Source organism: Streptomyces sp. NPDC001852, from assembly GCF_042891825.1.
Classification (GTDB): Bacteria; Actinomycetota; Actinomycetes; order Streptomycetales; family Streptomycetaceae; genus Streptomyces.
In genome coordinates this window covers 221,008-247,145 of record NZ_JBIATN010000001.1, presented here as the reverse complement: position 1 = coordinate 247,145, position 26,138 = coordinate 221,008, and the positions used below count along the sequence as shown (strand labels likewise).

General features: G+C 73.0%; 29 protein-coding genes. 12 read left to right on the top strand and 17 right to left on the bottom strand.

Annotated features, from left to right (window positions below; all coding sequences use genetic code 11):
- Positions 1 to 56 precede the first annotated feature (56 nt).
- From ACFYZB_RS01055 to ACFYZB_RS01035, 5 genes are all read right to left on the bottom strand, one after another.
- On the bottom strand, positions 57 to 659 hold the full coding sequence (locus ACFYZB_RS01055) for an ATP/GTP-binding protein (protein ID WP_351205477.1): 603 nt from the start codon (positions 657 to 659) through the stop codon (positions 57 to 59).
- Complete coding sequence (locus ACFYZB_RS01050) at positions 634 to 1,008, bottom strand: DUF742 domain-containing protein (protein ID WP_351205475.1); 375 nt, start codon at positions 1,006 to 1,008, stop codon at positions 634 to 636. Before ACFYZB_RS01050 ends, ACFYZB_RS01055 begins: the two co-directional genes overlap by 26 nt.
- Positions 1,005 to 1,406 (bottom strand): roadblock/LC7 domain-containing protein, encoded by a 402-nt coding sequence (locus tag ACFYZB_RS01045; protein WP_323376296.1) that lies wholly within the window; start codon positions 1,404 to 1,406, stop codon positions 1,005 to 1,007. Before ACFYZB_RS01045 ends, ACFYZB_RS01050 begins: the two co-directional genes overlap by 4 nt.
- Positions 1,403 to 2,614: an ATP-binding protein gene (locus ACFYZB_RS01040; protein ID WP_388752747.1), complete on the bottom strand. Its 1,212-nt coding sequence runs from the start codon at positions 2,612 to 2,614 to the stop codon at positions 1,403 to 1,405. The genes ACFYZB_RS01045 and ACFYZB_RS01040 overlap by 4 nt, the downstream gene beginning before the upstream one ends.
- A gap of 234 nt (positions 2,615 to 2,848) precedes the next feature.
- Positions 2,849 to 3,973, bottom strand: a complete 1,125-nt coding sequence (locus ACFYZB_RS01035; protein WP_388752744.1) for a PLP-dependent cysteine synthase family protein — start codon at positions 3,971 to 3,973, stop codon at positions 2,849 to 2,851.
- 351 nt (positions 3,974 to 4,324) lie between these two features.
- On the opposite strand from ACFYZB_RS01035, the gene ACFYZB_RS01030 reads away from it, so the two are divergent.
- The gene (locus ACFYZB_RS01030; protein WP_153542731.1) at positions 4,325 to 4,648 is read left to right on the top strand and encodes a hypothetical protein; all 324 of its coding nucleotides are present in this window, start codon (positions 4,325 to 4,327) and stop codon (positions 4,646 to 4,648) included.
- A 254-nt stretch (positions 4,649 to 4,902) separates the two neighbouring features.
- On the top strand, positions 4,903 to 5,565 hold the full coding sequence (locus tag ACFYZB_RS01025; protein ID WP_388752741.1) for an ATP-binding protein: 663 nt from the start codon (positions 4,903 to 4,905) through the stop codon (positions 5,563 to 5,565).
- A gap of 271 nt (positions 5,566 to 5,836) precedes the next feature.
- On the opposite strand, the gene ACFYZB_RS01020 is transcribed toward ACFYZB_RS01025, so the two are convergent.
- The 3 genes from ACFYZB_RS01020 to ACFYZB_RS01010 are packed head-to-tail and all read right to left on the bottom strand — an operon-like array spanning position 5,837 to position 9,428.
- Positions 5,837 to 8,398 carry an ABC transporter permease gene (locus tag ACFYZB_RS01020; RefSeq protein WP_388752738.1) on the bottom strand — a complete coding sequence of 854 codons (2,562 nt, stop codon included), beginning with the start codon at positions 8,396 to 8,398 and terminating at the stop codon, positions 5,837 to 5,839.
- Positions 8,395 to 9,141 (bottom strand): ABC transporter ATP-binding protein, encoded by a 747-nt coding sequence (locus ACFYZB_RS01015; protein WP_388752736.1) that lies wholly within the window; start codon positions 9,139 to 9,141, stop codon positions 8,395 to 8,397. The genes ACFYZB_RS01020 and ACFYZB_RS01015 overlap by 4 nt, the downstream gene beginning before the upstream one ends.
- Positions 9,138 to 9,428 (bottom strand): SHOCT domain-containing protein, encoded by a 291-nt coding sequence (locus ACFYZB_RS01010; RefSeq protein WP_388752733.1) that lies wholly within the window; start codon positions 9,426 to 9,428, stop codon positions 9,138 to 9,140. The genes ACFYZB_RS01015 and ACFYZB_RS01010 overlap by 4 nt, the downstream gene beginning before the upstream one ends.
- A 181-nt stretch (positions 9,429 to 9,609) precedes the next feature.
- Between ACFYZB_RS01010 and ACFYZB_RS01005 the strand changes: the two genes are divergently transcribed.
- The 4 genes from ACFYZB_RS01005 to ACFYZB_RS00990 are packed head-to-tail and all read left to right on the top strand — an operon-like array spanning position 9,610 to position 11,962.
- Entirely contained in the window at positions 9,610 to 10,185 is a 576-nt protein-coding gene (locus ACFYZB_RS01005) for a TetR/AcrR family transcriptional regulator (protein WP_388752731.1), read from the top strand.
- Between the two features lie 5 nt (positions 10,186 to 10,190).
- A complete protein-coding gene (locus ACFYZB_RS01000; RefSeq protein ID WP_388752728.1) occupies positions 10,191 to 10,454 on the top strand; it encodes a hypothetical protein in 264 nt (87 codons plus the stop codon).
- 15 nt (positions 10,455 to 10,469) lie between these two features.
- Entirely contained in the window at positions 10,470 to 11,054 is a 585-nt protein-coding gene (locus ACFYZB_RS00995) for a DUF4865 family protein (RefSeq protein WP_388752725.1), read from the top strand.
- Positions 11,051 to 11,962 carry a phosphotriesterase gene (locus ACFYZB_RS00990; RefSeq protein WP_388752723.1) on the top strand — a complete coding sequence of 304 codons (912 nt, stop codon included), beginning with the start codon at positions 11,051 to 11,053 and terminating at the stop codon, positions 11,960 to 11,962. The genes ACFYZB_RS00995 and ACFYZB_RS00990 overlap by 4 nt, the downstream gene beginning before the upstream one ends.
- Before the next feature lie 85 nt (positions 11,963 to 12,047).
- Here ACFYZB_RS00990 and ACFYZB_RS00985 read toward each other — a convergent pair whose 3' ends face one another.
- Both ACFYZB_RS00985 and ACFYZB_RS00980 read right to left on the bottom strand, forming a co-directional pair.
- Entirely contained in the window at positions 12,048 to 13,286 is a 1,239-nt protein-coding gene (locus ACFYZB_RS00985; RefSeq protein WP_388752721.1) for an ROK family protein, read from the bottom strand.
- Positions 13,287 to 13,322: 36 nt separating this feature from the next.
- Positions 13,323 to 13,967 carry an alpha-ketoglutarate-dependent dioxygenase AlkB family protein gene (locus ACFYZB_RS00980; protein WP_388752718.1) on the bottom strand — a complete coding sequence of 215 codons (645 nt, stop codon included), beginning with the start codon at positions 13,965 to 13,967 and terminating at the stop codon, positions 13,323 to 13,325.
- Between the two features lie 68 nt (positions 13,968 to 14,035).
- Between ACFYZB_RS00980 and ACFYZB_RS00975 the strand changes: the two genes are divergently transcribed.
- The gene (locus ACFYZB_RS00975) at positions 14,036 to 15,169 is read left to right on the top strand and encodes a methyltransferase (RefSeq protein WP_388753468.1); all 1,134 of its coding nucleotides are present in this window, start codon (positions 14,036 to 14,038) and stop codon (positions 15,167 to 15,169) included.
- On the opposite strand, the gene ACFYZB_RS00970 is transcribed toward ACFYZB_RS00975, so the two are convergent.
- Together ACFYZB_RS00970 and ACFYZB_RS00965 are read right to left on the bottom strand one after the other, a co-directional pair.
- Complete coding sequence (locus ACFYZB_RS00970; protein WP_388752716.1) at positions 15,166 to 16,023, bottom strand: ketose-bisphosphate aldolase; 858 nt, start codon at positions 16,021 to 16,023, stop codon at positions 15,166 to 15,168. The two genes, ACFYZB_RS00975 and ACFYZB_RS00970, sit on opposite strands and share 4 nt — an antisense overlap.
- Before the next feature lie 30 nt (positions 16,024 to 16,053).
- Positions 16,054 to 16,935, bottom strand: coding sequence for an SIS domain-containing protein (locus ACFYZB_RS00965; RefSeq protein ID WP_388752713.1), 882 nt, complete (start codon positions 16,933 to 16,935; stop codon positions 16,054 to 16,056).
- A 125-nt stretch (positions 16,936 to 17,060) separates the two neighbouring features.
- Between ACFYZB_RS00965 and ACFYZB_RS00960 the strand changes: the two genes are divergently transcribed.
- Positions 17,061 to 17,840 carry a DeoR/GlpR family DNA-binding transcription regulator gene (locus ACFYZB_RS00960; RefSeq protein ID WP_351205443.1) on the top strand — a complete coding sequence of 260 codons (780 nt, stop codon included), beginning with the start codon at positions 17,061 to 17,063 and terminating at the stop codon, positions 17,838 to 17,840.
- A gap of 25 nt (positions 17,841 to 17,865) precedes the next feature.
- On the opposite strand, the gene ACFYZB_RS00955 is transcribed toward ACFYZB_RS00960, so the two are convergent.
- On the bottom strand, positions 17,866 to 18,261 hold the full coding sequence (locus tag ACFYZB_RS00955) for a luciferase family protein (protein ID WP_351205441.1): 396 nt from the start codon (positions 18,259 to 18,261) through the stop codon (positions 17,866 to 17,868).
- Between the two features lie 509 nt (positions 18,262 to 18,770).
- Between ACFYZB_RS00955 and ACFYZB_RS00950 the strand changes: the two genes are divergently transcribed.
- Complete coding sequence (locus ACFYZB_RS00950; RefSeq protein WP_388752709.1) at positions 18,771 to 19,946, top strand: MFS transporter; 1,176 nt, start codon at positions 18,771 to 18,773, stop codon at positions 19,944 to 19,946.
- A 415-nt stretch (positions 19,947 to 20,361) separates the two neighbouring features.
- Positions 20,362 to 21,102 (top strand): maleylpyruvate isomerase family mycothiol-dependent enzyme, encoded by a 741-nt coding sequence (locus ACFYZB_RS00945; protein ID WP_388752706.1) that lies wholly within the window; start codon positions 20,362 to 20,364, stop codon positions 21,100 to 21,102.
- A 7-nt stretch (positions 21,103 to 21,109) separates the two neighbouring features.
- Here ACFYZB_RS00945 and ACFYZB_RS00940 read toward each other — a convergent pair whose 3' ends face one another.
- Entirely contained in the window at positions 21,110 to 21,508 is a 399-nt protein-coding gene (locus ACFYZB_RS00940) for a MarR family transcriptional regulator (RefSeq protein WP_351205435.1), read from the bottom strand.
- A gap of 85 nt (positions 21,509 to 21,593) precedes the next feature.
- Between ACFYZB_RS00940 and ACFYZB_RS00935 the strand changes: the two genes are divergently transcribed.
- Both ACFYZB_RS00935 and ACFYZB_RS00930 read left to right on the top strand, forming a co-directional pair.
- Positions 21,594 to 23,084: an MFS transporter gene (locus tag ACFYZB_RS00935; protein WP_351205433.1), complete on the top strand. Its 1,491-nt coding sequence runs from the start codon at positions 21,594 to 21,596 to the stop codon at positions 23,082 to 23,084.
- Positions 23,085 to 23,154: 70 nt separating this feature from the next.
- The gene (locus ACFYZB_RS00930) at positions 23,155 to 23,439 is read left to right on the top strand and encodes a DUF6332 family protein (RefSeq protein ID WP_351205431.1); all 285 of its coding nucleotides are present in this window, start codon (positions 23,155 to 23,157) and stop codon (positions 23,437 to 23,439) included.
- On the opposite strand, the gene ACFYZB_RS00925 is transcribed toward ACFYZB_RS00930, so the two are convergent.
- The 3 genes from ACFYZB_RS00925 to ACFYZB_RS00915 all read right to left on the bottom strand — a co-directional run bounded on the left by ACFYZB_RS00925 (position 23,400) and on the right by ACFYZB_RS00915 (position 26,046).
- On the bottom strand, positions 23,400 to 24,065 hold the full coding sequence (locus ACFYZB_RS00925) for a response regulator (RefSeq protein WP_388752701.1): 666 nt from the start codon (positions 24,063 to 24,065) through the stop codon (positions 23,400 to 23,402). The genes ACFYZB_RS00930 and ACFYZB_RS00925 overlap by 40 nt on opposite strands.
- On the bottom strand, positions 24,062 to 25,285 hold the full coding sequence (locus tag ACFYZB_RS00920; protein WP_388752698.1) for a sensor histidine kinase: 1,224 nt from the start codon (positions 25,283 to 25,285) through the stop codon (positions 24,062 to 24,064). Before ACFYZB_RS00920 ends, ACFYZB_RS00925 begins: the two co-directional genes overlap by 4 nt.
- A gap of 110 nt (positions 25,286 to 25,395) precedes the next feature.
- On the bottom strand, positions 25,396 to 26,046 hold the full coding sequence (locus ACFYZB_RS00915) for a TetR/AcrR family transcriptional regulator (RefSeq protein WP_388752695.1): 651 nt from the start codon (positions 26,044 to 26,046) through the stop codon (positions 25,396 to 25,398).
- Positions 26,047 to 26,138 lie beyond the last annotated feature (92 nt).

Genomic DNA, 26,138 nt, shown 5'->3' with positions numbered 1-26,138 from the left:
TTCTGCTGGCTCCGGGCCGGTGGTCCGGGGGGAGACGGTCCGGGCGGATGGGCGGGTCAGGCGGCTCGGGTGAGCAGGTGTCGGACGAGCGCGATCAACGCGTGGGCGGAGGACCGCCGGTCGCGGGCGTCGCAGTAGACGACGGGGGTGTCCGGGAGCAGATCGAGGGCCTCGCGCACCTCGGCCTCCTCGTAGACCGTGCCCGGGTCGAAGCCGTTGACCGCGATGGCGTACTCGAGGCCGTACCGCTCGACGAGGTCGATGACGGGGAAGGTCTCCTCCAGCCGGGCCGGGTCGACCAGGAGCAGGGCGCCCAGCGCGCCGCGGGCCATGTCCTCCCACAGCTGCATGAAACGCTGCTGTCCCGGGGTGCCGAACAGGTACAGCACCAGGTCGTCGCTGAGCGTCAGGCGGCCGAAGTCCAGGGCCACCGTGGTCGTGGTCTTGTCCGTCACGCCCCTGAGGTCGTCCACGTGGAGGGACGCCTGCGTCATCTTCTCCTCGGTGCGCAGCGGGGTGATCTCCGACAGCGAGCCGATGAAGGTCGTCTTGCCCACGGCGAAATGCCCGACGACCAGGATCTTGGCAGCGTTGGTCACCGCGCTGGAGACGTAGATGGATCCCGGGGCCGTCTCAGCCGATGAGGGATTGGAGTCCATTCAGAACCTTCTCGAGGGTCGCTCTGTCAACGTTCTGAGCCCGGGGTGGCTCGGCGCGGCGCAGGAGGTGGCCCTGCTCGAATAAATCGGTCAGCAGCAGCCGGGCCACCCCCACGGGCAGGCCCACGTGGCCCGCGACCTCGGCGACCGACAGGTAGCCGCCCGCGCACAGCTGCCAGATCGCCATCACCTCGGGGCCGGCCCCCAGCGGAGGGGTCCGCTCGGGAGCCAGGGTGACGAGGGTGTGCAGCGCCAGGTCGTCCGCGGCCGGCAGGGTCCGGCCGCCGGTGATGACATAGGAGCGGACGAACTCGCTGGTGACGGAGGCCTCCTCGCCGGGCGTGGTCATACCCCGGCACCGTTCTCCGAGCGCGGTGCCACACTCATCGCCTTGCTCAGGGCGGCCACCGTCTTCTGCATGCGGAAGGACATGGCCTCCATGTCGACGTCCAGCGCGGCCGAGACGGCGAGGTACGAGCCCTGGCCGGCGGCGATCAGGAAGATCCAGCCGCCGTCGTACTCCAGCAGCGTCTGCTTCCAGATGCCGTGCCCCGCTCCCACGAACCCCGCGACGGCGCGGCTCAGCGACTGCATCGAGCTCATCGCGGCGGCGTTCGTCTCGGCGTCGTCGCGTGCGATGTCGTCCGAACGCTGCAGCAGCAGGCCGTCTCCCGAGACGAGGATCGCGTGCCGGGCTCCGCGTACCTCGAGCACGTCGTTCAGCACCCAGGACAGGTCGATCTTCACTGGTTGTCAGGTCCTTCCGTGGTGTTCGTGGTCCGCCCGAGGTGGGTTCCGCGCGCGAACGCCCCGATCCGCGACGCCGTCACCTCACTGGCCGGCTCGAAAGTCCCTTCCTGGTCTGCGGTGTCGGGGGCCGGGACCACGGTGACGGGGCCGCTGCGCCGCCGGCGCTTGGGCAGACCTCCCGAGGTCGTTCCCACCACGTGCGAAGGGCCCACGACGGGGACCGGCGCCAGCCGCTGGGGCGCGGCCTGAGGGGCCACGGCGTCCTGATCGCCCTGGGCGCCGGCCGCCGGGGAGGGAGTGTCGGCCGAGAGGAGACTTTCGGGCACACGAATCACTGCACGCACTCCGCCGTAGGGGGACACGGAGCCGACGGAGACGGCGAAGCCGTAGCGGGCGGCGAGCATGCCGCACACGGCGAAGCCGAACCGCGGCGGATCGCCGAGACCGGTGATGTCGACGGGACCGTCCACGGACAGCAGAGCCGCCGCCCGGTCCTTGGTCTCCTGGTCCATGCCCAGTCCGGCGTCGTCGACGATGAAGCACACACCGGTCGGCACGGTCTGGATGTTGACCTCGACCGGTGTTCCGGGGGCGCTGTAGGTCGTCGCGTTGTCCAGCAGTTCGGCCAGTACGACGGCCACCGGCTCGACCGCCTTGCCGAGGAGGGAGACGTTGACCTGCGAGTGGACGCCGACCCGGTCGAAGTCCTTGATCCTGCCCTGGGCGCTGCGGGCGACGTCGTAGACGGTGGCGGCGCCCTCACGCCGGCCGAGCCATCCGCCGCAGAGCACGGAGATGCCCTTGGCGCGGCGGCCGAACTGGCTGCCGGTGTGGTCGACCGTCATCAGGTCGGCCAGCACCTCCGTGGTGTCGCCGTACTTCCTCAGCAGGCTGTCCAGGAGGACCTGCTGTTCCTCGGCGAGCGACTGGAGCGTTCCCATCGCGGACTTCAGCACCGCCTTGGTCGACGCCTCGGCGTCGGCGCGCACGTCCGCGAGGTCACGCTGATGCTGTGCGGTCAGCGCGGCGATGTGCGTGTGCAGCTGACCGACGTCACCGCGGGCCGCCCCCAGTCCTGCCTCGAGTTCCTTTCTCGTTCTTCGGAGAGCCATGTTGGTTCTCCGGGCGCGCATCACTGCGACGACCGCAGCGACGAGCACCACCAGCAAGATCCACAGCAGTGGATCCGTGGTCAATGACGTCATGAGACTCTCTTCAAGTCGCATCGCGCCAGGAGCGTTCGAGCGCGATGGTGCCTTTGAGACTGTCCCCCCGTTGACGCGTTCTTGGCACGCCGTCAGCCCACCGAAAAGTGGGATGATCTTATCAGTCACACAGGCGCAACCGGCTTGCCCAGAACCCCAATTGAGACGTCATTAAACCCTCACAACCGCGTCACCCGCCCGTTGGGCGCCGGCCGCGCAGCGGGCGGGGCGGGCTCAGTCCGGCCACACCCCCGTCGTCAGCAGGGTCTCGATCGCCGCTGTGTACGGCGCGATGTCCAGGCCCTGCTCGGCCAGCCAGGCGTCGGAGTAGTACTTGTCGAGGTAGCGGTCGCCCGGGTCGCAGAGCAGGGTGACGACACTGCCCCGGCGGCCCTCGGCCACCATCTCGGAGACGATCTTCAGCGCGCTCCACAGCCCGGTCCCGGTGGAGCCGCCCGCCTTGCGGCCGATGGCCCGCTCCAGGGCGCGTACGGCGGCGACACTGGCCGCGTCCGGGACCTTCATCATCCGGTCGATCGCCCCGGGCACGAAGCTGGGCTCCATGCGCGGCCGGCCGATGCCCTCGATCCGGGAACCGCAGTCGCAGGTGACGTCCGGGTCGCCGGAGGTCCAGCCCTCGAAGAAGCAGGAGTTGTCCGGGTCGGCGACGCAGATACGGGTGTCGTACTGCATGTAGTGGACATAGCGCGCGAGGGTCGCGGAGGTACCGCCGGTGCCCGCCGTGGCGACGATCCAGGCCGGCTCCGGGAAGCGCTCCAACTCCAGCTGACGGAAGATCGATTCGGCGATGTTGTTGTTGCCGCGCCAGTCGGTGGCCCGCTCGGCGTAGGTGAACTGGTCCATGTAGTGGCCGCCGGTCTCCACCGCCAGCCGGGCGGACTCCTCGTACATCTTCCGGGAGTCGTCCACGAAGTGGCACTGTCCGCCGTGGAATTCGATGAGGCGGCACTTCTCGGCGCTGGTCGTGCGCGGCATGACCGCGATGAAGGGCACGCCGATCAGCTTGGCGAAGTAGGCCTCGGAGACGGCGGTGGAGCCGCTGGAGGCCTCGATGACCGGGCGGCCGGGTCGGATCCAGCCATTGCAGAGGCCGTAGAGGAAGAGCGAGCGGGCGAGGCGGTGCTTGAGGCTTCCGGTGGGGTGCGTCGACTCGTCCTTGAGGTAGAGGTCGATGCCCCAGTGCTCGGGGAGGGGGAAGCGCAGCAGGTGCGTGTCCGCCGACCGGTTGGCGTCGGCCTGGACCTTGCGGACGGCCTCTTTCAGCCAGTCGCGGTAGGCGGCGTCACTGCGGTCGACGTCGAGGGTGGCGCCGGTCCGGGTCTGGTGGGTGGTGCTCACGGCGGTGCTCCTTAGGCTGGGCGCCGACGACGCCTCGCGCGGTCGGCAACTCGAGCATAGGCATCTTTCACACCGCTTCCCACCTGCATAAACGCATCTTTGAGCCACCCAAAGCCGCTCTGGGGCACATGGCCGCGAGGCACGCGGGGGCGCATTGGCGGGAGTGCTCCGGACGGCTGCCGCGGGCGTCCCGCGTGTACTGGTGTTCCCGGCCGCATCGGGGCAGACTGCACGCGACGGGGCGATCGTCCCGGAGGCAGGCGCACACGGGATCGGGCGTCGGGAGCACAACGGATCGGACGCGGGCGCACACTGGATCGCGGAAGCACACGGGCAAGGGGGCGGTCGACGATGGCGGAGCCGGAGTTCACAGCCACGGGCGTGCGGATCGGCAAGCGGCTGCGTTCGCTCACCCGGGCCGGTCAGGTCCGGATCAACGACGGCAGGCTGGAGTTGCTCACCAGCTACGGCAGCGAGATCGACAGTGCCCCGGTGCAGGCGGTGCGCGCGTCCCGGCCGTGGTTCCGGCCGGACGACAAGGCGCTGGCCGACCTCAACGGCAAGCGGTACCTGCTGACGCTGGGCGAGCACGACCCCGCTCCGGGCGAACCGGGTCCGCCCGCGGCGCGGCGGTTCATCGAGGCGGTGCGCCGGGCCGCCGGCCGCGGCGGCTGACCGCCGTACGGCCGCCGGCCGGGGAACAGGCCGGTCGCGTTACTCCGAGCAGCGGTCCGTCGCGGCGAGTTGCGGTCCCGCATCCGCTGCGTCACGCTGGTCTCACGTCACTCTGGGTTTACCGGCGATAACGCTGCGAACCAGCCCGCCGGCCACGACAGCAGGCGGACGTTTGGACGCAAGCACCCTGCTGGATCCGTTGTTCTCCGTGTTCTTCCGGTCCCTTCGGACCTCTACATCGGGGAGTCGCAGCCGTGATCAGTCACCCAAGCAGGCACTGCACGGTGGAGCTCCAAGCCCTGCCGTCGCGGATCGGCCAGGTCCGCAGAATCGTATCTGCGCAGTTGCGCTACTGGCACATGGACGCGTTGATAGACCGGGCCGCGCTCGGTGTGACGGAGCTGCTCAGCAACGTGCACCGGCATGCCAGACCCGACAAGTCGTGCACGGTCGAGCTGGAGCTGGCGCCGGACCGGCTCACGGTCTCGGTGCGCGACAACGACCCACGCCTTCCGGTGCCGGCCGACGTCGCGGACCTGCCGGACGGCGGCCCCCTGGCCACCTGCGGCCGGGGGCTGGCGATGGTGGCGGCGGTGAGCGAGAGCTGGGGTGCGCGGCCGGACGGAGAGAACGGCAAGGTCGTCTGGTTCACGCTGTCCGCCCCCGCGGTGGTACGGCCTGGGCCGGCCCGGGCGCCGCGCCGCGCCGCCGAGGTACGGCCCGCGCCGGAGCCGGTGCGTGTCGGCACGGCGGCCAGGGCACCGGCGGGGAGTCGTGTCGGTGCCGGGGTCGCCCTGACCGCCGAAGCCCCCGTTGCGGCGGCGCCGGTGGCGAGCGCGACGACCGTGGCGAGCGCGTCCGCCGCTCCCGCCGGCCCCAGCACCCGGGCTCCCGCCCGGTCGGCCGTTCCCGGCTGACCGGGCGGTGAGCATCCCCCGGCGCGGAGGGGGATGCTCACGAGCAGGTCCCGCCAACCACCCGCCGGCGCCGGGCGGAGGCGGGTGACGCTTGCCCCGTCGGCCGAGCGCAGCTACGGCGGCATGCGGCCCGCCCACAGGCTGCGGTGCGAATGCGGGTGCGGCGACTGCGACCCCCCAGAGACACGAACTGCGCGACCAGCCCCCACGCACCCGCAGCCGCAGCCGGTCTCACGCGACCCGATGGGGGGCGCCGGCCGACGCGACGCAGTCACTCCGTCGCGATGGCCCGCAGGACGTCCAGCCGGGCCGCACGCGTGGCCGGGCGGAGGCCCGCCAGGGCGCCGGCGGTGAGGCCGACGAGGGCGACGACCGCGAGGCGTGCGGGCGGGAGGGCGAAGGCGAACGCGGTGTCGCTCGCGCCGTCGGAGGCCTTCACCAGCACCCAGCCCAGGAAGGCGCCGAGCCCGAGGCCCCCGGCCGTGCCGAACGCGGCGACCAGCACCGACTCCCAGCGGACCATGGCCCGCAACTGGGCGCGGGTCTGGCCGACGGCCCGCAGCAGGCCGAGTTCCCGGGTGCGTTCGTGCACCGCGAGGGTCAGCGTGTTGGCGATGCCGAGCAGGGCGATGACCACCGCGAGGGCGAGCAGCGCGTAGACGAGGGTGAGCATCATGTCGATGCCGCCCGCCGACGACTGCGCGTACTCGTCCCGGGTCTGCACGGACGGGTTGCCGTACTCTGCGGCGACCTTCTGCACTGCCGCCCTGCCCGCGTCGGCGCCCACTCCGTGCCTGAAGGTGACGGCGATCAGGGTGTCCGCGTCCTGGGTGCGGTGCGGGGCCCAGGCGGCACGGGTGATGACGTAGTCGCCGGCGAGTTCCGACTGGCCGTACACGGCACGGACGGTGAAGTCGTCCGTCTTTCCGTCGGTGAAGGTCAGCCGGGCCCTGTCGCCGGTGCGCAGGTGCTGCCGGTCGGCCTCCTTGCGGGTGATGGCGATGCCGTCGGTGCCGAGGCTCCGCAGGGAGCCGGTGACCGTGCCGAGGTCGAAGGTGCGGGCGAGCGCGGCCGGGTCGGTGACGGTCAAGGCCCTGCCCCTGCCGTCGACTTCGGCGACCCCGCGGCCGAGTCCGACGGCCGTGTCCACTTGGGGCAGCCGCTGGAGTGCGGGGGCGAGCCGGGGGCTGAGTCCGCTGCCGCCCGCGCCGAAGGACGGGCTGCTGACGGCCACGTCGCCGGCGAAGGACCGGGACACCGTGCGGTCCATCGTGGCCTTCAGCGAGGCGCCGAAGACGGTGAACAGCGACACCACGGCCACGCCGATCATCAGCGCGCTCGCGGTGGCCGCCGTCCGCTTCGGGCTGCGCAGGGCGTTGCGCCGGGCGAGGGAGCCGGTGACCCCGCGCAGTCGGTCCAGGGGCCCGCCGAGCAGTCGTACCGCCGTCGTGGCCGCGACCGGGCCGAGGACGACGAACGCCACCAGGGCGAGCAGCGCGCCGACTCCCGCCAGCCACACGGACGGGGCGACGAGGACGCCGGTCAGGGTCGTGGCGAGCGCCAGCGCGCCGAGGCCGCTCCCGGCGATCGCGCGGACGCGGGAGGCACCGGAGGTGTCGACGGCCGTCTCGCGCAGGGCGGCGAGCGGCGCCGTCCGTCCGGCGCGCCGGGCCGGCAGGAGCGCGGAGCCCAGGCAGACCACGACCCCCACCGCGAGCGGCAGCACCATCGACAGCGCCTTGATGACCAGGTCGCCGTCGGGGAACGGGAATCCGATCGCCGGGAACAGCGCCTGGAGGCCCGCGGCGATGCCGATGCCGCCCGCGAGTCCGGTGAGGGAGGCGGTGACCGCGACGAGGCAGGCCTCGACGAGGGCGGCGGCGGTCACCTGGCGGCGTGCCGCGCCGAGGGCACGCAACAGGGCGTTCTCCCGGGTGCGTTGGGCGACCACGATGGCGAACGTGTTGTGGATGGAGAAGGTGGCGACGAGCAGGGCTACGCCGGAGAAGACCAGAAGGAACGTGGTGAAGATGGTCAGGAACTGGCTGGAGATCATGTCGGTGTTCTCCTGCGCCGACTGCTGACCCGTGATGGCCTCGACTCCCTCGGGCAGCACGGGGGTCAGCCGCCGGACCAGGTCCTGCTGGCTGACGCCGGGTTCGGCCCGCACCGCGATGGACGCCGCCTGGCCGGGCCGCGCGGTGAGGTACTTCTCGGCGTCGGCCCGGGTCATGCCGGTGAACGTCACCTGGGCCATGCCGTCCTGGCCGCCGAAGGTGGCGAGCCCGACGACGGTGACCTTCACGGGGTCCGGGGTGCGCAGGGTCGTGGTGTCACCGATCTTCAGACCGCCCTTCTTCGCGGCACCCCGGTTGACCACGACCTCGCCCGGCCCGGCGGGAGCCCGGCCTTCGGCGAGCCGGTACGGGTTGAGGTGCGGGTCGGTGATCCAGTTGCCGGCGATCGTGGGCGGTCCCTGGCCGCCGACCGGTTTGCCGTCGGAGCCGACGAGCTGCCCGGCGCCCTGGATGTCCGGGGCCGCCGCGGCCACGCCGGGGACCCGCTCGACGGTCTTGACCAGCGAGATGTCCACCGGCCGCCGTACGCCCCGGGCCTCGCCCGGTGTGGTGACGGCGTCGGCTCCGCGTACGACGGCGTCCGTGCCGCTGGTGGCCTCGCCGAACATGCTGCCGAAGCTCGCGCGCAGCGTGTCGCCCATGACGAGCGTGCCGGTGAGGAAGGCGACCCCGAGGAACACGGCGAGGAAGGTGCCCGCGAACCGGCGCCGGTGGGCACGCAGGGACGTGACGCTGAGCCGGAGCGAGGCGTTCATGACCGCACCTCGAAGGCCTTCATGCGGTCCAGGACGCGGTCCGCGGTCGGCGACTCCATCCGGTCGACCAGCCGTCCGTCGGCGAGGAAGAGCACCTCGTCGGCGTGTGCGGCGGCCACCGGGTCGTGCGTGACCATCACGACCGTACGGCCCATCTGTCGTACGGCCCGGCCGAGGAGCCCGAGGACCTCCGCGCCGGAGCGGGAGTCGAGGTTTCCGGTCGGCTCGTCGGCGAAGACCACATCGGGCCGCCCGGCGAACGCCCGGGCCACGGCGACGCGTTGCTGCTGGCCGCCGGAGAGCTCCGAGGGACGGTGGTGCAGCCGGTCGCGCAGGCCGACGACGTCGACGAGCGCATCGATCCAGTCCCGGTCGCCGCGCCGGCCCGCCAGGTCCAGGGGCAGGGTGATGTTCTCCGCGACCGTCAGCGTCGGCACCAGGTTGAACGCCTGGAACACGAAGCCGACCCGGTCGCGGCGCAGCAGGGTCAGGCGCCGGTCGTCCAGCGCGCCGAGTTCGGTGTCGCCGATCCAGGCGGCGCCGGAGGTGAGCGTGTCGAGGCCGGCCGCGCAGTGCATGAGGGTGGACTTGCCGGAGCCCGAGGGACCCATGATCGCCGTGAAGCGCCCGGCGGGAAAGGAGACGTCGACGCCGTCCAGGGCGCGTACGGCGGTGTCGCCACCGCCGTACACCTTCACCGCGTCCACCACGCGGGCCGCGGCCCGCAGTGCGGTCGTGGTCATGCCGTGCCTCCCTTGCCCGCGCGGCCGAAGTGCTCCTCCAGGACGGACAGGCGGCGCCAGTACTCGTCCTCGTCGATCTCGCCAGAGGCGAAGCGGCGGCCGAGGACCGCGAGCGGTGAGTCGCCCGCGGGACGTCCGCCGTCCATGCGCCGCCAGGGGCCGCCGCGGCCGCGCAGGCCGGTGCGGCGCAGGAAGGTGACGGCGCCGACCACCACGGCCGCCCAGATCAGCGGGAAGAACAGGATCCACGGACCGGGTCCGCCGTCCCAGTTCGCCAGGGTCTGCATCTCGGGTCATCTCCGTTGTTCGTCTCGGTCTTCGGGGATGCCACGAGACTCCCTCCGGCAGGGGGTCCGGGTCGTCGTGCGGGCGGCGGCAGCGCGCGTACCTCCACGGGAGTACGGGTGGGCCGCGCCGCTGCTTCCGCGGGACTGGCGTTCTGTAACTACTAGTATGTACAGTGAGCGCATGAGCACCTCGGAACGACTGATCGAGTCCACCCGTGAGCTGCTGTGGGAGCGCGGGTACGTGGGCACGAGCCCCAAGGCGATCCTGGAGCGCGCGGGCGCCGGCCAGGGCAGCATGTACCACCACTTCAAGGGCAAGCCGGACCTCGCCCTGGCGGCGATCCGGCGGACCGCACAGGAGTTGCGGACCACCGCTGAGCGGGTTCTGGACGGTCCGGGCACGCCGTACGAGCGCATCGAGGCGTACCTGCTGCGCGAGCGCGACGTGCTGCGCGGCTGCCCGATCGGGCGGCTGACCATGGACCCGGACATCGTCGCCAGCGACGAACTGCGCGCACCGGTGGACGAGACGATCGCGTGGATCCGGCAGCGGATCGCCGGAATCGTCGAAGAGGGCAAGCGGCAGGGGCAGTTCGCCTCCTCGCTGGACGGCGAGGACATCGGCGCGGCCGTCCTCGCCACCGTACAGGGCGGCTACGTCCTCGCCCGTGCCTCCGGCTCCCCCGCCGCCTTCGACGCCGGGGTGCGCGGTCTGCTCTCCCTGCTCGCACCCCGAACTCCCGGACAGGGGAACTGAGTCACGTGCACATCACCGGACGGCGTCCCGGCACCCGGCAGGGCCCGGCGAACTTCACCGGCACGGTCCGGCTGGACGGGACAGCCGCGCCCTCGGCTCCGTCCCGGCCGCGCATGTTCAACGTGCACTTCGCCCCGGGCGCCCGCACGGCCTGGCACCGGCACGGCGCCACACCCCGCACCTTCATGACCCGCCTCGCGACCGTGGAGGCCGCCGAGGACGGCACGACGACCGAGTGGCACCCGCACGTGGACGACCACCCCGCCTGAGAAGGGATGCAGGACATGCACGCCATGCAGTACGAGTTCACCCTGCCCGCGGACTACGACATGGGCATCATCCGCTCCCGCGTCGCCCGCGTCGCGCACCTGCTGGACGACTGGGACGGCCTCGGCATCAAGACGTACGTGCTGCGCGAGCGCGGGGCGCACGGCTCGCCGGTGAACCAGTACGGGCCGTTCTACCTCTGGAACACCGTGGAGGGCATGAACAGCTTCCTGTGGGGCGGGGCGTTCCAGGGGCCCGTGAACGACTTCGGCCGGCCGGCGATACGGCAGTGGACGGGCCTGGCGTTCGAGGAGGGCGCCGCGGCCGGGTCCGCGCCCGCGTTCGCCGTGCGGCGACGCCAACCGGTGCCGGAGGGTGTGGAGTTGGCCGCGTTCATGGCGGACGCGGCGGCCGAGGCCGGGCGGCTGGCGGCGGAGGACGGCGCGGTCCTCGCGGCGGCGGCCGTGGACACGCGCGCGTGGGAGCTGGTGCACTTCTCGCTCTGGGAGCACGACGCGCCCAAGGCCGACGGGGATCTCTACCGGGTGCTGCACCTGTCCGCGCCCGGCCGGGACCGGCTCCCGCGCGGGCGGCAGTGGTGAGCCACGTCCGTACGGTCCTCGGCGACATCCGGCCCGAGGAGCTGGGCGTGTGCGACGCGCACGACCATCTCTTCCTGAGCAGCCCGCAGTTGCCGGGCCAGGAGCTGAACGACCTGTCGGCCGCCCGGGCCGAACTGGCCGCGTTCCGGGCGGCGGGCGGAGCGGCCGTCGTGCAGTGGACGCCGTACGGCATGGGACGGCGGGCGGCGGACCTGCCGGAGTTGTCCCGGGCCACCGGTGTGCGGCTGGTCTGCGCCACCGGGCTGCACCAAGCCGCGCACTACGACCCTCAGTTGCTCGACAGGCTGCGCGGCGGTGGCCTCGCCGAGCTGTTCGTGTCCGAGCTGACCGAGGGCATCGGCACGACCGGGGTGCGCGCCGGTCTGATCAAGGTGGCGGGCGGTTTCCACGCGCTCGACGCGCACGCCCGCCGGACCATGGCCGCGGCGGCCGAGGCCCACCACGCCACCGGTGCGCCCATCGCCGTCCACCTGGAGCTGGGCACCGCCGCGCTGGACGTGATCGACCTGTTGTGCGGCGAGTTGGGGGTACCCGGCGACCGGGTGATCCTGGGTCATCTGAACCGCTTCCCCGACCCGGTGGTGCAGCGGCAGGCCGCCGCCTCGGGCTGCTGGCTCGCCTTCGACGGCCCCTCCCGCGCGCATCACGCCACCGACTGGCGGATGCCGGAGGCGGTACGGGCCCTGGCGGACGCCGGCTTCGGTGACCGGCTCCTGCTCGGCGGCGACACGGTGGTCTCCGGGGCCCGCTCGGTCGACGGCGGTCCCGGTATGCGCCATCTGCTGGACAGGGTCCGGCCGCGGCTTGCGGCGGAGCTGGGTGCGGAGTCGGCGGACCGGATCCTCACCGAGCATCCGAGGAGGGCCTTCGCGGTCGACTGGCGGTGACGTCCTGTCCCCCGGCCGGCCCGGCCCGGGGTTCTCCGGCGGCCTTCACGTGCGCGCGGTCCCACCGGGGACGCCGGGACCGCCGTCAACGCAGCGCCCCCAGCGGGTCGTCCAGGACCGGCTGCCAGGCCAGTTCGGCCGCTCCCACCAGGCTGTTGTGGTCCAGCGTGCAGGGCAGGATGGGCACGCCGCCGCTCTGGCCCCACAGGCTGCGGTCGGCGACCACCGCGCGGAGCCGGCCGGGGTCGGCGTCCAGGAGGGTGCGGTGGAGGCCGCCGAGGATGATGCGGTCGGGGTTGAGGATGTTGACCAGTCCGGCCAGGCCCAGGCCCAGGCGGTCGATCAGGGCCTCGGCGGCCGTGCGGACGGCCGGGTCGTCGTACTGGGTGCGCAGCAGGTCGTTGGCCTGCTGGAGCAACGACACCTCGGGGCCCGGCTCGCGGCCCGCCTCGACGAGCAGCGCCAGCGGGTCGGCCTCGACGTCCAGACAGCCGCGGCTGCCGCAGTGGCAGGGGCGGCCCTCCGGGTTGACCGTGAGGTGTCCGACCTCCAGCGCGAGGCCCGAACTCCCGGTGTGCAGGCGGCCGTCCAGGACCAGGGCGCCGCCGACACCGCGGTGCCCGGTGGCCACGCACAGCAGGTCCCGGGCGCCCCGGCCGGCGCCGTGCCGGTGTTCGGCGAGGGCGGCGAGGTTGACGTCGTTGCCCGCGAAGGCCGGGCCGGTGAGGCCCGCCGCGCGCACGCACTCCGCGAAGATCCGCCGTACGGGGGCGCCGACCGGCCAGGCCAGGTGCAGCGGGTTGAGGGCGAGGCCGTCGGGTTCGGCCACGGCGGACGGTACGGCGAGCCCGGCGCCGACACACCGGCGGCCGGTCGTGCGCAGCAGTTCCGCGCCCGCCTCGACGACCGAGCCGAGCACCTTCGCGGGGTCGGCGTCGACGGTCTCGCAGCCGGGCGCGGTCGCCACGATCCGCCCGCCGAGGCCGACCAGCGCGGCCCGGAAGCCGTCGGCGTGGACCTGCGCGGCGAGCGCCACCGGGCCGTCCTCGGCGACCTGGAGCCGGTGCGAGGGGCGGCCCTGGGAGCCGGCCGCGGCGCCCGGCCGGGCGTCCACCCGGATCAGCCCGAGCGCCTCCAGCTCGGCGGCCACCGCCCCGGCCGTCGCCCGGGTCACCCCGAGTTCCGCGGTGAGCACGGCCCGGGTCGGCGCCCGTCCGGTGTGCACCAGCTCCAGCGCGGGTCCGAGCGCTCCGCGCCCCCGGTCCAGTCGCGCCCTCGAGGTGGTCCTCTCCCCTGCCGTCCGGGGCTCCGCCTTGCCGCTCATGAGGGCGAGTCTCCCATGATCCGCAGGTGCGGCGGCCTACAGGCCGCTGACCCGAAGTGTGATGTTCAGCCGACCGGACAGGCCCAACTCGGACGGTGCGGTGCCCCCGTACACCCGCGGAACCCCGTGGTAGGCGAGCCTCGACGGGCCGCCGAACACGAACAGGTCGCCGCTGCGCAGTTCGACGTCCGTGTAGGGCCTGGCCCGTGTCCGGGTGTTCCCGAACCGGAAGACGCAGCTGTCGCCCAGGCTCAGCGAAACCACCGGCGCGTCCGCCTTCTCGTCGCTGTCGCGGTGCATGCCCATGCGGGCGTCGCCGTCGTAGAAGTTGATCAGGGCGATGTCGTACGCGTGCGGCTCCTGCGGGCCGAGCGCGGTGGCGGCGGCGCGGCGGCCCAGCTCGCCGAGCCAGGCCGGGAACGGCTTCACCGGCGCGCCGTCGCCGTCGACGGCCGTGCGGGCGTAGCCGTACGGGTACCAGTGCCGGCCGAGGCAGACCTGCCGGGCGGTCATCGTGCCGCCGCCCGGGGTGCGGACGGTGCGCAGTCCGGCGGGCGGCCGCGCCCACCGGCGGCAGGCGGCGAGCAGCTCGCGCTGTCCGTCGGCGCCCAGCCAGTCCGGGACGTGCACGGCGCCCGGCGCGACCTCCGCGCGCTCCCGGGCAAACAGCTCGTCCTCCATGCACCCATCCTGCCCCACCGCTGCTGAGCTGCGGCTCCGCTAGCCTGGGAGGCACGATGAGCGACCGTATGACGACACCGTGGGGCGAGGCAGAGCTGTCCCGCTTCCCCGAGGATCCCCGCGACCGGCTGCGCGCCTGGGACGCCTCCGACGCGTACCTTCTGCGCCACCTGGCCGAGGAGGGGGTGCCGCTCACGGGCTCGGTCGTGGTGCTCGGCGACCGCTGGGGGGCGCTGGCCACGGCGCTCGCCGAGCACCGGCCGGCGCAGATCACCGACTCCTTCCTGGGCCAGGAGGCGACCCGGGCGAATCTGGGGCGGGCCGGTGTCGAGCCCGGTTGCGTCCAGTTGCTGACCACCCAGGACCCGCCGCCGGAGCGGGTGGACGTCCTGCTGGTGCGGGTGCCCAAGAGCCTGGCGCTGCTGGAGGACCAGCTGCTGCGGCTGGCGCCCGCCGTGCACGCCGGCACGGTGGTCGTCGGCACCGGGATGGTGAAGGAGATCCACACCTCCACGCTGCAGTTGTTCGAGCGGATCCTCGGCCCGACCCGGACCTCGCACGCGCAGCAGAAGGCCCGGCTGATCTTCTGCACCCCGGACCCGGCGCTGGAGCGGCCGGCGAACCCGTGGCCGTACAGCTACGCGCTCCCGGACGGCATCGGCGCCGTCTCCGGGCGCACGGTCGTCAACCACGCCGGGGTGTTCTGCGCCGACCGCCTCGACATCGGCACCCGCTTCTTCCTGCAGCACCTGCCCGGACCGGGCGCGGGCCGCGTGGTGGACCTCGGGTGCGGCAACGGCGTCGTCGGTACGGCGACGGCGCTCGCCGATCCGGCGGCCGAGGTGCTGTTCGTGGACGAGTCCTTCCAGGCGGTGGCCTCGGCGGAGGCGACCTACAAGGCCAACGGGGTGCCCGGACACGCGGAGTTCCGGGTCGGCGACGGGCTGGCCGGGGTGGCGCCCTGCAGTGTGGACCTCGTCCTGAACAACCCGCCGTTCCATTCCCACCAGGCCACGAGCGACGCGACGGCGTGGCGGATGTTCACGGGGGCGCGGCGCGCGCTCCGGCCAGGGGGTGAGCTGTGGGTGATCGGGAACCGGCATCTGGGGTATCACGTGAAGCTGAGGCGACTGTTCGGGAACAGTGAACTGGTCGCCTCCGACCCGAAGTTCGTGGTCCTGAGGGCCGTCAAGAGGGGCTAGTGCCTCCCGGACAGGACCCCGATGATCCGCCGCACCTCCCCCGCCATGGCCTCCCGTCCCACACTCAGGTACGTACGGGAGTCGACGGCTTCCGGATGCGCCGCGAGGAACTCGCGGATCGCGCCGGTCATGGCGGCGTTCAGCGCCGTGCCGACGTTGACCTTGGCGATGCCGCCGGCCACCGCCTCGATCAGGCCGTCGTCCGGGACCCCGGAGGAGCCGTGCAGGACCAGGGGGACGGACAGCGCGGCGGACAGGCGTTTGAGCAGGCCGTGGTCGAGCGCGGCGGTGCGGGTGGTCATCGCGTGCACACTGCCGACGGCGACGGCGAGGGCGTCGACACCGGTGCGGGCCACGAAGTCGCGGGCCTGGTCCGGGTCGGTGCGGGCGCCGGGCGCGTGGGCGTCCAGCGGGAGCCGGCCGTCCTTGCCGCCGATCTGCCCCAACTCGGCCTCGATCCACAGGCCCTGGGCGTGCGCCCAGTCGGCGGCGGCCCGGGTGGCGGAGAGGTTGTCGGCGTACGGCAGCCGGGCCGCGTCGTACATCACCGAGCTGAACCCGGCGTCGGTCGCCTGGCGCAGCAGGTGGTCGCTCTGCACATGGTCGAGGTGCAACGCGACGGGCACGGTGGCGCGTTCGGCCGCGGCGACGGCGGCCCTGGCCAGGGGCAGCAGCCGCCCGTAGCGGAACTTGACGGCGTTCTCGCTGACCTGGAGCACGACGGGCGCGCCGGCCGCCTCGGCGCCGGCGATGACGGCCTCGACGTGCTCGAGGGTGATGACGTTGAAGGCGGCGACGGCGGATCTGGTTCCGGCGGCGGCGGTGACCAGCTCACCGGTGGACGTGAGGGGCACGTGCGGTGTCCTTCCGGGCGCGGGTCGGGCTCAGGGGGCGAGGATCACCGAGCGGGTGAGATGACGCGGCTGGTCGGGGTCGAGGCCGCGGGCGGCGGCGACGGCGACGGCGAGCCGCTGGACGCGGACGAGTTCGGCGAGCGGATCGAGTCCGCCGCCGACCCACAGTCCGCCGGTGGCCCGGACCTGTCGGTCGAGGCCGGCGGGTGCCTCGCCGAGCATCCAGGTCGCCCTGCCCTCGGCGGTGATGCTGATCGGGCCGTGCCGGTACTCCATCGCCGGATACGCCTCGGTCCAGGACAGCGAGGCCTCGCGCATCTTCAGCCCGGCCTCGCTCGCGAGCCCGACGGTCCAACCGCGTCCGAGGAAGGTGAACTGGGTGCAGGCGACCAGCTCTTCGGGAAGAGGAGTGGACAGGGCCGTACGCGCGTCGGTGACGACGGAGTCGGTGTGCAGGCCGAGATGGGCGCGCAGGAGGGTGAGGGCGGTGGTGGCGAACCGGGTCTGGACGACGGAGCGTTCGTCGGCGAAGTCCAGCACCACGAGGTCGTCGGCGGCCGACGCCACCGGGGTGTCCGGGTCGCCGGTGACGGCGGTGGTTCGGGTCTTCCCCCTCAACTCGCCCAGCAGTTCCAGCACTTCGGTGGTCGTGCCGGAGCGGGTGAGGGCCACCACCCGGTCGTACGAGCGCCCGTACGGGAACTCGGAGGCCGCGAACGCGTCGGTCTCGCCCCGGCCGGCCGCCTCGCGCAGGCCGGCCGCCGCCTGCGCCATGAAGTACGAGGTCCCGCACCCCACGATCGCGACCCGTTCCCCCGGCCCCGGCAGCGCGTCCCGGTGCCGCCCCGCCTTCTCGGCCGCCCGTATCCAGCACTCGGGCTGGCTGTTCAGCTCGTCCTCGACATGGGTCATGCCCACACCCTCCCCTTGCTGATTGTTCCTGCAAGATATAGCGAGCTTTCGAGCACAATCAAGCATTCGTGCGCAGAGCGAGGTGCGTTAGGGTCACCGGGAACACTTCGGAACGGAGGCTGCGGATGTCCCGGGACGCCCGCTGGAAGGCGCTGCTGGAACTGCTCGTCGAGCGCGGCCGGCTGGAGGTGGAGGAGGCGGCGGCCGAGCTGGGGGTTTCGGCGGCGACGATCCGCCGGGACTTCGACCAGCTCGCCGAGCAGCAGATGCTGGTGCGCACCCGGGGCGGCGCGGTGGTGCACGGGGTGTCGTACGAACTCCCGCTGCGCTACAAGACGGCCCGTCGCGCCTCGGAGAAGCAGCGCATCGCCAAGGCTGTGGCCGAACTCGTCGCGCCGGGCGAGGCGGTGGGGCTGACCGGCGGCACGACCACCACGGAGGTGGCCCGCGCCCTGGCCGTACGCGGTGATCTGTCCACCGGATCGCCCGCGCTGACCATCGTCACCAACGCGCTCAACATCGCCAACGAGCTCGCCGTACGGCCCCAGTTCAAGATCGTGGTGACGGGTGGTGTGGCGCGCCCGCAGTCCTACGAGCTGATCGGCCCGCTCGCGGACGGGGTGCTCGGTCAGATCACGCTCGACGTGGCGGTGCTCGGAGTCGTCGCCTTCGACGTCACGCACGGCGCGGCGGCCCATGACGAGGCGGAGGCCGCGATCAACCGGCTGCTGTGCGAGCGCGCCGAGCGGGTGGTGGTCGCCGCGGACTCCAGCAAGCTGGGCCAGCGGGCGTTCGCCCGGATCTGCGGGGCGGAGCTGGTGGACACGCTCGTGACCGACACGGCGGTGGGGCAGGAGACGGTACGCCGCTTCGAGGAGGCGGGCGTCCGGGTCGTCACCGTGTGAGGGGCAACTCGTCGCAGGAGTGGGCTCAGAGGCCGCCGAGGTCGGCCTTCACGAAGCCCGCGCCCCGCTGGTCGTTGCAGCCCACCGGAGGGCGGTCGAGCGGGTCGGGCCAGGTCTGCTGGGCCTGGAGCGCCATGCTCACCAGGGTCAGCAGCAGGTCGACGTCGCTCGCCGCGTCGAGGCGCAGGGTCACCCACTGGGAACCGGGCACGATCCTGATCGCGCCCGAGCCCCTGAGGTCCTTGGCGAACCGCCGGATCGCCCGGTCGGTCAGCCGCAGATCCACATCGCGGTCCGAGTGGAAGTGGGCGATCTCCCCCTGGGCCGAACTCACCGCCTGTCCCAGGCCGCAGCTCGGGACCGCCTGGCTCAGGTCGGGCCAGGTCGCCAGTTGCGCGAGCGCGCGCGAGGCCAACGTCATGGGCCCATCATGGCCCGCTCACCCGTCGGCAACCAGATCGTGAGCAAGCATTAACCGACCTGTATCCGACCGCGGAACGCGCGCGGACACCCGCGGAGGACACCGAACGGGGCATGCCTTTCCGTCGCGTTGACGCCGCCGCCTGCCGGAGCGAGCACAAGTAGGTGCAGGTCAAGGACACATCGGCCGGTTCATGGACAGTCAGGCTCCAGTCCTGGGTCAATGAGCCTGCCGGGTCCGGGGTGGGTGCGGAGTCCGCCGAGCCGAGGCGCACGCAGGCGGGAGGGCACGGCAGCCGCCATGCCCCACCCACCGTGTCCCACCCGCCGGGCCCCGCCCACCGTGCAGGACACCGGCGCGAACGCGTCCGGTGTACGCCTCCCTCGCACCCTCGCCTCCACCACGCCGCCGGGCTGCCGCACCCCTCCGGCATATCGCTTGCCCCATCCCCGCGTCCCACCTAGCCTGACTTTGTGCCGCAAATAAACAAACCCCGAACGCACAGTGTCGTGCCGGGTGGCAGCCGCGATCTCGCCCGGCTCCGCATCGCGCTCACCGCCTTCTTCGCCCTCGACGGCTTCGTCTTCGCGGGCTGGGTGGTCCGCATCCCCGCCATCAAGCAGCAGACCGACTCCTCGGCCGGCGCCCTCGGCCTCGCCCTCCTGGGCGTCTCCGCGGGCGCCGTCATCACGATGACGCTGACCGGACGGCTGTGCCGCCGCTACGGCAGTCATCCGGTCACCGTGGTCTGCGCCGTCCTGCTCTCCCTCAGCGTCAGCCTGCCCCCGCTGACCCACTCCGCACCCGCCCTCGGCGCCGTACTCCTCGTCTTCGGCGCGGCCTACGGCGGTATCAACGTCGCCTTCAACAGCGCCGCCGTCGATCTGGTGGCCGCGTTGCGGAGGCCGATCATGCCGTCGTTCCATGCCGCGTTCAGCCTCGGCGGCATGATCGGCGCCGGTCTCGGTGGACTGGTCGCCGGCGACCTCTCCCCCACGCGGCATCTGTTCGGCCTCACCCTGATCGGGCTCCTCGTCACGGCCGTCGCCGGGCGCGTCCTGCTGCTGCAGGAGCCGCCCGTCCCGGCGGACCGCGCTCCCTCGCTGCCGGAGGCGCACCGTCCCGCGGCGCGCCGGACGGGCGGCCGCGGACTGGTCGCCGTCTTCGGGCTGATCGCGCTGTGCACCGCCTACGGCGAAGGGGCCATGGCCGACTGGGGCGCGCTCCACCTGCAGCAGGACCTCGCGGCGTCGTCCGGCGTGGCGGCGGCCGGGTACGCGTGCTTCGCGCTGGCCATGACCGCGGGCCGGGCGACCGGCACGACCCTCCTGGAGCGCCTCGGCCGTGCCCGCACGGTGATCACCGGCGGCACCGTGGCGGCGGTGGGCATGCTGCTCGGCTCACTGGCGCCGTCCGTCTGGGCCGCACTGATCGGCTTCGCCGTCACCGGGCTCGGCCTCGCCAACCTGTTCCCGGTCGCCGTGGAGCGGGCGGGCGCGCTGACCGGCCCGTCCGGCGTGGCCGTCGCCTCGACGTTCGGCTACGGCGGCATGCTGCTCGGGCCGCCCGCGATCGGCTTCATGGCCGACTGGTTCTCCCTGCCGGCCGCACTCACCAGCGTCGCGGCACTCGCCGCCGTCGCCACGGCCATCGGGGTGTGCACACGGCGGACGATGGGCACCTGAGCGGGGTGTGCATGCGGGGACGATGGGCACCTGCGGGGGCGGCCCGAGGCGGCCGACCTCGACCGCGCCGCAGGCACCCGGTCGGCTCCGCACGCAGGGCCACGACCGGCCGGCCGCAGCGCCGACGAGCGTCCGGAGGTCCGCGCCGACCGGCACACGGTCGGCTCGCCGTCAGGAGACCGCCCGGACCGCCGCGCCCGGAAAGCCCGGCTCCGCTCCACACATGAGCACTTGACCGGCCCCACACGGCAGACTTCCGGTCCGCTGCAACGGTGAACCGGGTCGGCCCCGCACCGAAACCCCCCGCTCGCCCCGGCCACGAAAACGCCCGGCCGGCGTCTCCCCGGAAGCCCGGTCGGCCCGGCGCCGAGAATTGCCGGTCCCGCGAGCACGCCCATCCGGCACACTCACCCCCATGAACACTGCCGACTTCCTTCAGACCCTGGACCGGGAGGGCCGGTTGCTCGCGGCGGCCGCCGCCGCGGCGGGGACCGATGCCAAGGTACCGACCTGCCCGGAGTGGCAGGTGCGCGACCTGCTGCGGCACACCGGCGCGGTGCACCGGTGGGCCGCGGCCCTCGTCGCCGAGGGGCACATGGAGCCCCGCCCCTTCGGCGACCCCCCGGACCTGGACGGTGACGAACTGGTGGACTGGTACCGGGACAGTCACCGCCTGCTGGTCGACACGCTGGCCGCCGCGCCCGCCGACCTCGAGTGCTGGACCTTCCACCCGGCACCCAACCCCTCACCGCTGGCCTTCTGGACCCGGCGGCAGGCGCACGAGACGACCGTTCACCGGTACGACGCCGAGGCCGCGCAGGGCGGTACGGCGTCGCCGGTCGCAACGAACTTCGCGGTGGACGGCATCGACGAGCTGCTGCGCGGTTTCCACGCCCGCCCCAGGAGCCGCGTCCGTACCGACAGGCCGCGCCTGCTGCGCGTCCGGGCGCTGGACGCGGGGACGGACGCGGTGTGGACCGTACGGCTGACGGCCGAGCCACCGGTGACCGTGCGGGCGGAGAGCGGGGAGGCCGAGGCCGAACTGTCCGGTCCGGCCGACGAGTTGTACCTCGCGCTGTGGAACCGCAGGCCCGTGCCGAACGTGTCCGGTGACCGCTCCCTCGCCGCCCTCTGGCAGGAGAAGAGCGGGATCTGACGTCCGGTCAGTCGCCCTCGGTCAGCATCCGGGTCAGCACCGCGCGCTGCACCGGCCGTACCTCGCCGTGCAGCGCGCGCCCCTTCGGCGTGAGCGCCACCCGGACCCCGCGCCGGTCCTCGGCGCACATGGCGCGCTCGACCAGGCCGTCCTTCTCCAGGCGTCCGATCAGCCGGGACAGCGCGCTCTGGCTGAGATGGACGCGCTCGGAGATCTCCTGCACGCGGTAGGCGCAGCCGCCGTCCGCCGCCGCGCCCTCGGCCAGCAGGTCGAGGACCTCGAAATCGCTGGCGCACAGGCCGTGTCCGTGCAGGGCCCGGTCCAGCTCGCACTGGGTGCGGGCATGCAGTCCCAGGATGTCCCGCCACTGCTCCACGAGCGCCTGCTCGGCCCTGTTCGACGCCATGGGCGCACCGTAGCAGAGAAGCAAGATTATTGCATCGGAATTAAATGCATTTGCATTCGATGCATGCGCATGTAGTCTCGTCGGCATGACCTCTCCGCTCACCCACTCCACCGCACCGTCCCCGGCGGTTCGCTGGACCCCCCGGCTGTGGGGCACCCTGCTGGTGCTCTGCGCGGCGATGTTCCTGGACGCGCTGGACGTGTCGATGGTCGGCGTCGCGCTGCCGTCCATCGGCTCCGACCTGCACCTGTCCACCTCGACGCTCCAATGGATCGTCAGCGGCTACATCCTGGGCTACGGCGGCCTGCTCCTCCTCGGCGGCCGCACCGCCGACCTGCTCGGCCGGCGTCAGGTGTTCCTCGTCGCCCTCGGTGTCTTCGCGCTCGCCTCGCTGCTCGGCGGGCTCGTGGACTCGGGTCCGCTGCTGATCGCCAGCCGGTTCGTCAAGGGGCTGAGCGCGGCCTTCACGGCTCCGGCCGGCCTGTCGATCATCACCACGACGTTCCCCGAGGGCCCGCTGCGCAACCGCGCCCTGTCCATCTACACCACCTGCGCCGCCACCGGCTTCTCCATGGGCCTGGTGCTCTCGGGCCTGCTCACCGAGGCCAGCTGGCGCTTCACCATGCTGCTGCCCGCGCCCATCGCCCTCCTCGCGCTGCTCGCCGGCCTCCGGCTGCTGCCGCGCAGCGCCCGCGAGGAGACCCACGACGGCTACGACATCCCCGGCGCCGTCCTCGGCACCGCGGCGATGCTGCTGCTGGTCTTCACCGTCGTCCAGGCACCCGCCGCCGGCTGGGCCTCGGCCCGCACGCTGCTGTCCTTCCTCGCCGTCGCGGTGCTGCTCACCGCCTTCGTCCTGGTCGAACGGCGCTCGCCGAGCCCGCTCATCCGGCTGGGCGTGCTGCGCTCGGGCAGCCAGGTGCGCGCCCAGCTCGGCGCGATCGCCTTCTTCGGCTCGTACGTGGGCTTCCAGTTCCTGACCACGCTGTACATGCAGTCCCTGCTGGGCTGGTCGGCGCTGCACACGGCGCTGGCGTTCCTGCCGGCGGGCGCGCTGGTGGCGGTGTCCTCCACCAAGGTCGGTGCGATCGTCGACCGGTTCGGCACTCCGCGCCTGATCGCGACCGGCTTCGCCCTCATGGTCCTCGGCTACGCGCTGTTCCTGCGCGTCGACCTCGACCCGGTGTACGCGGCCGTGGTCCTGCCGTCCATGCTGCTGATCGGCGCGGCCTGTGCACTGGTCTTCCCCTCGCTCAACATCCAGGCCACCAACGGGGTCGAGGACCATGAGCAGGGCATGGTCTCCGGTCTGCTCAACACCTCGGTGCAGGTGGGCGGCGCGATCTTCCTGGCGGTGGTCACCGCCGTGGTGACCGCGAACGCCCCCGCGCACGCCACCGCGCAGGCCGTCCTGGACAGCTACCGGCCGGGCTTCATGGTCGTCACCGGTGTCGCGGCGGCAGGTCTGCTGATCACCCTCACCGGCCTGCGCGGCAGGCGTACCCAGCAGTCCCTCGTGGTCGCCAGGTCCACCGTGGCGGAGGCGGAAGCGGAGCGCGTGGCGGTCCGTGACTAGGGGGAAGCCTCCCACCGTGCGCCCGGCGGGGCGATTGCCCCGCCGGGCGCACGTCTGTGAAGCTGGGGGAATGTACGCATACGGGGGACGCCGCACCAAGGCCCAACAGGACGCGGCGACGGTCGAGATCGGTTACGCGCTGGTGAGCGCGGCCTTCGCGGCGGCGGTGCTGTTCGGGGCCGTGGCCGGGCCCGCGCTGCTCTTCGACCTGCCGCGCCCGCTGTCCCTGGGCCTGCTGCGGCTCGGCATGACGGTCGCGCCGGTGGTGTTCGTGGCCCGGGTGGTGAGCGTGCTGGTGCGCTTCCGGCGGGCGGCTCAGCCCAGCCAGCCGGGCCGTACCAGCCCCGACTCGTAGGCCAGCACGACGAGTTGGGCGCGGTCCCGCGCGCCCAGCTTCACCATCGTGCGGCTCACATGGGTCTTGGCGGTGAGCGGGCTGACCACCAGCCGGCGGGCGATCTCCTCGTTGGACAGGCCGATGCCGACCAGCGCCATCACCTCCCGCTCCCGCTCGGTGAGCCGGCCGAGCGTGTCCGCCGTCGCGGGCTCCTTGGAGCGGGCCGCGAACTCCGCGATCAGCCGGCGCGTGACACCCGGTGACAGCAGCGCGTCCCCCTGCACCACCGCCCGTACCGCACGCAGGAGTTCGTCCGGTTCGGTGTCCTTCACCAGGAAACCGGAGGCGCCGGAGCGGATCGCCTCGAAGACGTACTCGTCCAGCTCGAAGGTGGTGAGCATGACCACCTTCACGTCCGTCAGCTCCGCGTCGCCGGTGATGCGCCGGGTGGCGGCGAGACCGTCCAGCAGGGGCATGCGGATGTCCATCAGGACCACGTCCGGCCGCAGTTCGCGCACCAGGCGCAACGCCTCCTCGCCGTCGGAGGCCTCCCCGGCCACCTCGATGTCCGGCTGGGCGTCGAGCAACGCCCTGAAGCCGGCCCGTACGAGCGACTGGTCGTCGGCGAGCAGTACCCGGATCACCGGTCCTCCCTGGTGTGCGACGGCAGTACGGCGAGCACCCTGAAGCCGCCGTCGGGGCGCGAGCCCGCCTCGATGGTGCCACCGAGCGCGGCGGCCCTCTCCCGCATGCCGGCCAGCCCCTTTCCGCTGCCTCCGGCGTCGGCGCCGGTGGCCGGCCCGTCGTCGTCGATGCGCAGCCGCAGCGTGTCGCCGTCATGGGCGACCCGCACGCGCGCGTGCCGCGATCCGGAGTGCCGTACGACGTTGGTCAGGGCCTCCTGCACGATACGGAAGGCCGCGAGGTCGGCGCCGGGCGGCAGCCGCGGCGGCTCGCCCTCGATCTCCACGGTGAGTCCGGCCGCGGCCGCCTGCTGCACCAGCTCGGGCAGCCGGTCGAGGCCGGGGGCGGGGGCGCGCGGGGCGGCGCCGGGGGCGCGCAGGGTGTCGAGGACCTGCCGCACCTCGCCGAGCGCCTCCTTGCTGGCGGCCTTGATGGTGGTGAGTGCCGTGCGCGCCTGCTCGGGGTCGCTGTCGAGCAGGGCGAGCCCCATGCCGGCCTGGACGTTGATGACGGAGATGCTGTGCGCGAGCACATCGTGCAACTCGCGGGCGATCCGCAGCCGTTCCTCGTCCGCGCGGCGCCGCGCCGCCTCCGCCCGGTCGGCGCGCTCCCGCGCCCACTGTTCACGCCGCACCCGGACCAGTTCCGCGAGGGCGACGATCGCCAGCACCCAGGCGGCGATGCCGATCTCCTGGTAGACGCTGCCGCCCTTGTCGCCCGAGGGCGGGAGCCAGCGGTAGAGCCACAGGGCGATCAGCGCGTGGCCGGCCCACAGCAGGCCGACGGCTCCCCAGGCCGCCCGCCGGTGCCCGGCGACGACCGCGCTGAAGCAGCCGACGGCGACGGTCAGGAAGACCGGTCCGTAGGGGTAGCCCGCGGCCAGGTAGACGAGGGTCACCGTCGCGGTGCCGTAGGCCACGGCCACCGGATACCGGTGCCGCCACAGCAGCAGGACCGAGTCGACGAGCAGCAGCACGCGCGCGTACCCGTCCAGGGGTACGCGGAGGGGCTGGCTGTGGGCCGCGAAGTGGGTGCCGACGAGGACGAACACGGTGAGCAGCACGGTGGTGCGCCAGGGCCAGTGGGCCCGGTGCGGCTCCGTCTCGCCGGGGGCGCTCCGCCACGGCGGCCGGTACCGCCCCCACTGCCCCGGGGCGCGCTGCTCTTCCATGCAGGCCACGGTAGACGCCGCCGGGCGACACGGACGTCAGCCGGACGAGGTGATCACGTGTACTTCCGGGGAAGTACGGCCGGGAAGTACGGCCGGGGAAGCACGGCAGCCTCCTCCGCTCAGTCTCCGTCCGCCACCGCATCCGCCTCGGCTGTGAACAGCACCTCCGGGTCGAAGCCCATGCCCGTGAAGTGGCCGGCCAGTTCCAGGGAGAGCACCCCGTGAAGGCGGGTCCAGAACGCCAGCGCCCGGCGCAGCACGGGCGGTGGGGCGGAGTGGTCGCCCGCCCAGCCGCGATGATCCGCGAGGTGGGTCTCGAGAGCGTCGGGTGACGCGGCCCGGGGCTCCCCGGCCGCGCAGACGTCCAGCAGGGCGGCCATGATCTCCCGGGCGATCGTGGTGGTGTCGTCCGGTGCCCGGTAGCCGGGAACCGGGGTGCCGTAGACCAGGAAGTAGCGCTGGGGGTCCTCCAGGGCCCACCGGCGCATCGCCCGGGCCAGGCCGGACAGCCCCGAGCCGGCGTCGGCCGCGGCGCGAAAGGTGTCCGCGAGGCTGCGGTAGGCGTCCCGGACCAGCTCGGTGATCAGGTCGTCCCGGCCGCCGAAGTACCGGTAGAGCGCCGGGCCGCTCATGCCCAGCTCCTTGGCGATGGCGTTGAGGGACAGTCCCGACGCACCCGAGGCGGCGATCTGCTCCCAGGCCTTCGCCTTGATCTCCGCCCGCACCTGACTCCGATACCGCTCGCGGGGAGTTGCCGCGCCTGCCGTCATCGCCTTCGCCCTCCTGGCCGTCGTGTGTTTCAACCTATCACCTGCGAAAGAGGGCGTAACAGACCGGACAGAGAGGGCTTGACATCAGAACT

Excerpts from the sequence above, each read along its gene's own strand:
- ACFYZB_RS01055 (WP_351205477.1), bottom strand. The coding sequence starts at position 659 with ATGGACTCCAATCCCTCATCGGCTGAGACGGCCCCGGGATCCATCTAC.
- ACFYZB_RS01050 (WP_351205475.1), bottom strand. The coding sequence starts at position 1,008 with ATGACCACGCCCGGCGAGGAGGCCTCCGTCACCAGCGAGTTCGTCCGC.
- ACFYZB_RS01040 (WP_388752747.1), bottom strand. The coding sequence starts at position 2,614 with ATGACGTCATTGACCACGGATCCACTGCTGTGGATCTTGCTGGTGGTG.
- ACFYZB_RS01030 (WP_153542731.1), top strand. The coding sequence starts at position 4,325 with ATGGCGGAGCCGGAGTTCACAGCCACGGGCGTGCGGATCGGCAAGCGG.
- ACFYZB_RS01020 (WP_388752738.1), bottom strand. The coding sequence starts at position 8,398 with ATGAACGCCTCGCTCCGGCTCAGCGTCACGTCCCTGCGTGCCCACCGG.
- ACFYZB_RS01015 (WP_388752736.1), bottom strand. The coding sequence starts at position 9,141 with ATGACCACGACCGCACTGCGGGCCGCGGCCCGCGTGGTGGACGCGGTG.
- ACFYZB_RS01010 (WP_388752733.1), bottom strand. The coding sequence starts at position 9,428 with ATGCAGACCCTGGCGAACTGGGACGGCGGACCCGGTCCGTGGATCCTG.
- ACFYZB_RS01005 (WP_388752731.1), top strand. The coding sequence starts at position 9,610 with ATGAGCACCTCGGAACGACTGATCGAGTCCACCCGTGAGCTGCTGTGG.
- ACFYZB_RS00995 (WP_388752725.1), top strand. The coding sequence starts at position 10,470 with ATGCACGCCATGCAGTACGAGTTCACCCTGCCCGCGGACTACGACATG.
- ACFYZB_RS00985 (WP_388752721.1), bottom strand. The coding sequence starts at position 13,286 with ATGAGCGGCAAGGCGGAGCCCCGGACGGCAGGGGAGAGGACCACCTCG.
- ACFYZB_RS00980 (WP_388752718.1), bottom strand. The coding sequence starts at position 13,967 with ATGGAGGACGAGCTGTTTGCCCGGGAGCGCGCGGAGGTCGCGCCGGGC.
- ACFYZB_RS00975 (WP_388753468.1), top strand. The coding sequence starts at position 14,036 with ATGACGACACCGTGGGGCGAGGCAGAGCTGTCCCGCTTCCCCGAGGAT.
- ACFYZB_RS00965 (WP_388752713.1), bottom strand. The coding sequence starts at position 16,935 with ATGACCCATGTCGAGGACGAGCTGAACAGCCAGCCCGAGTGCTGGATA.
- ACFYZB_RS00960 (WP_351205443.1), top strand. The coding sequence starts at position 17,061 with ATGTCCCGGGACGCCCGCTGGAAGGCGCTGCTGGAACTGCTCGTCGAG.
- ACFYZB_RS00955 (WP_351205441.1), bottom strand. The coding sequence starts at position 18,261 with ATGACGTTGGCCTCGCGCGCGCTCGCGCAACTGGCGACCTGGCCCGAC.
- ACFYZB_RS00945 (WP_388752706.1), top strand. The coding sequence starts at position 20,362 with ATGAACACTGCCGACTTCCTTCAGACCCTGGACCGGGAGGGCCGGTTG.
- ACFYZB_RS00940 (WP_351205435.1), bottom strand. The coding sequence starts at position 21,508 with ATGGCGTCGAACAGGGCCGAGCAGGCGCTCGTGGAGCAGTGGCGGGAC.
- ACFYZB_RS00935 (WP_351205433.1), top strand. The coding sequence starts at position 21,594 with ATGACCTCTCCGCTCACCCACTCCACCGCACCGTCCCCGGCGGTTCGC.
- ACFYZB_RS00930 (WP_351205431.1), top strand. The coding sequence starts at position 23,155 with ATGTACGCATACGGGGGACGCCGCACCAAGGCCCAACAGGACGCGGCG.
- ACFYZB_RS00915 (WP_388752695.1), bottom strand. The coding sequence starts at position 26,046 with ATGACGGCAGGCGCGGCAACTCCCCGCGAGCGGTATCGGAGTCAGGTG.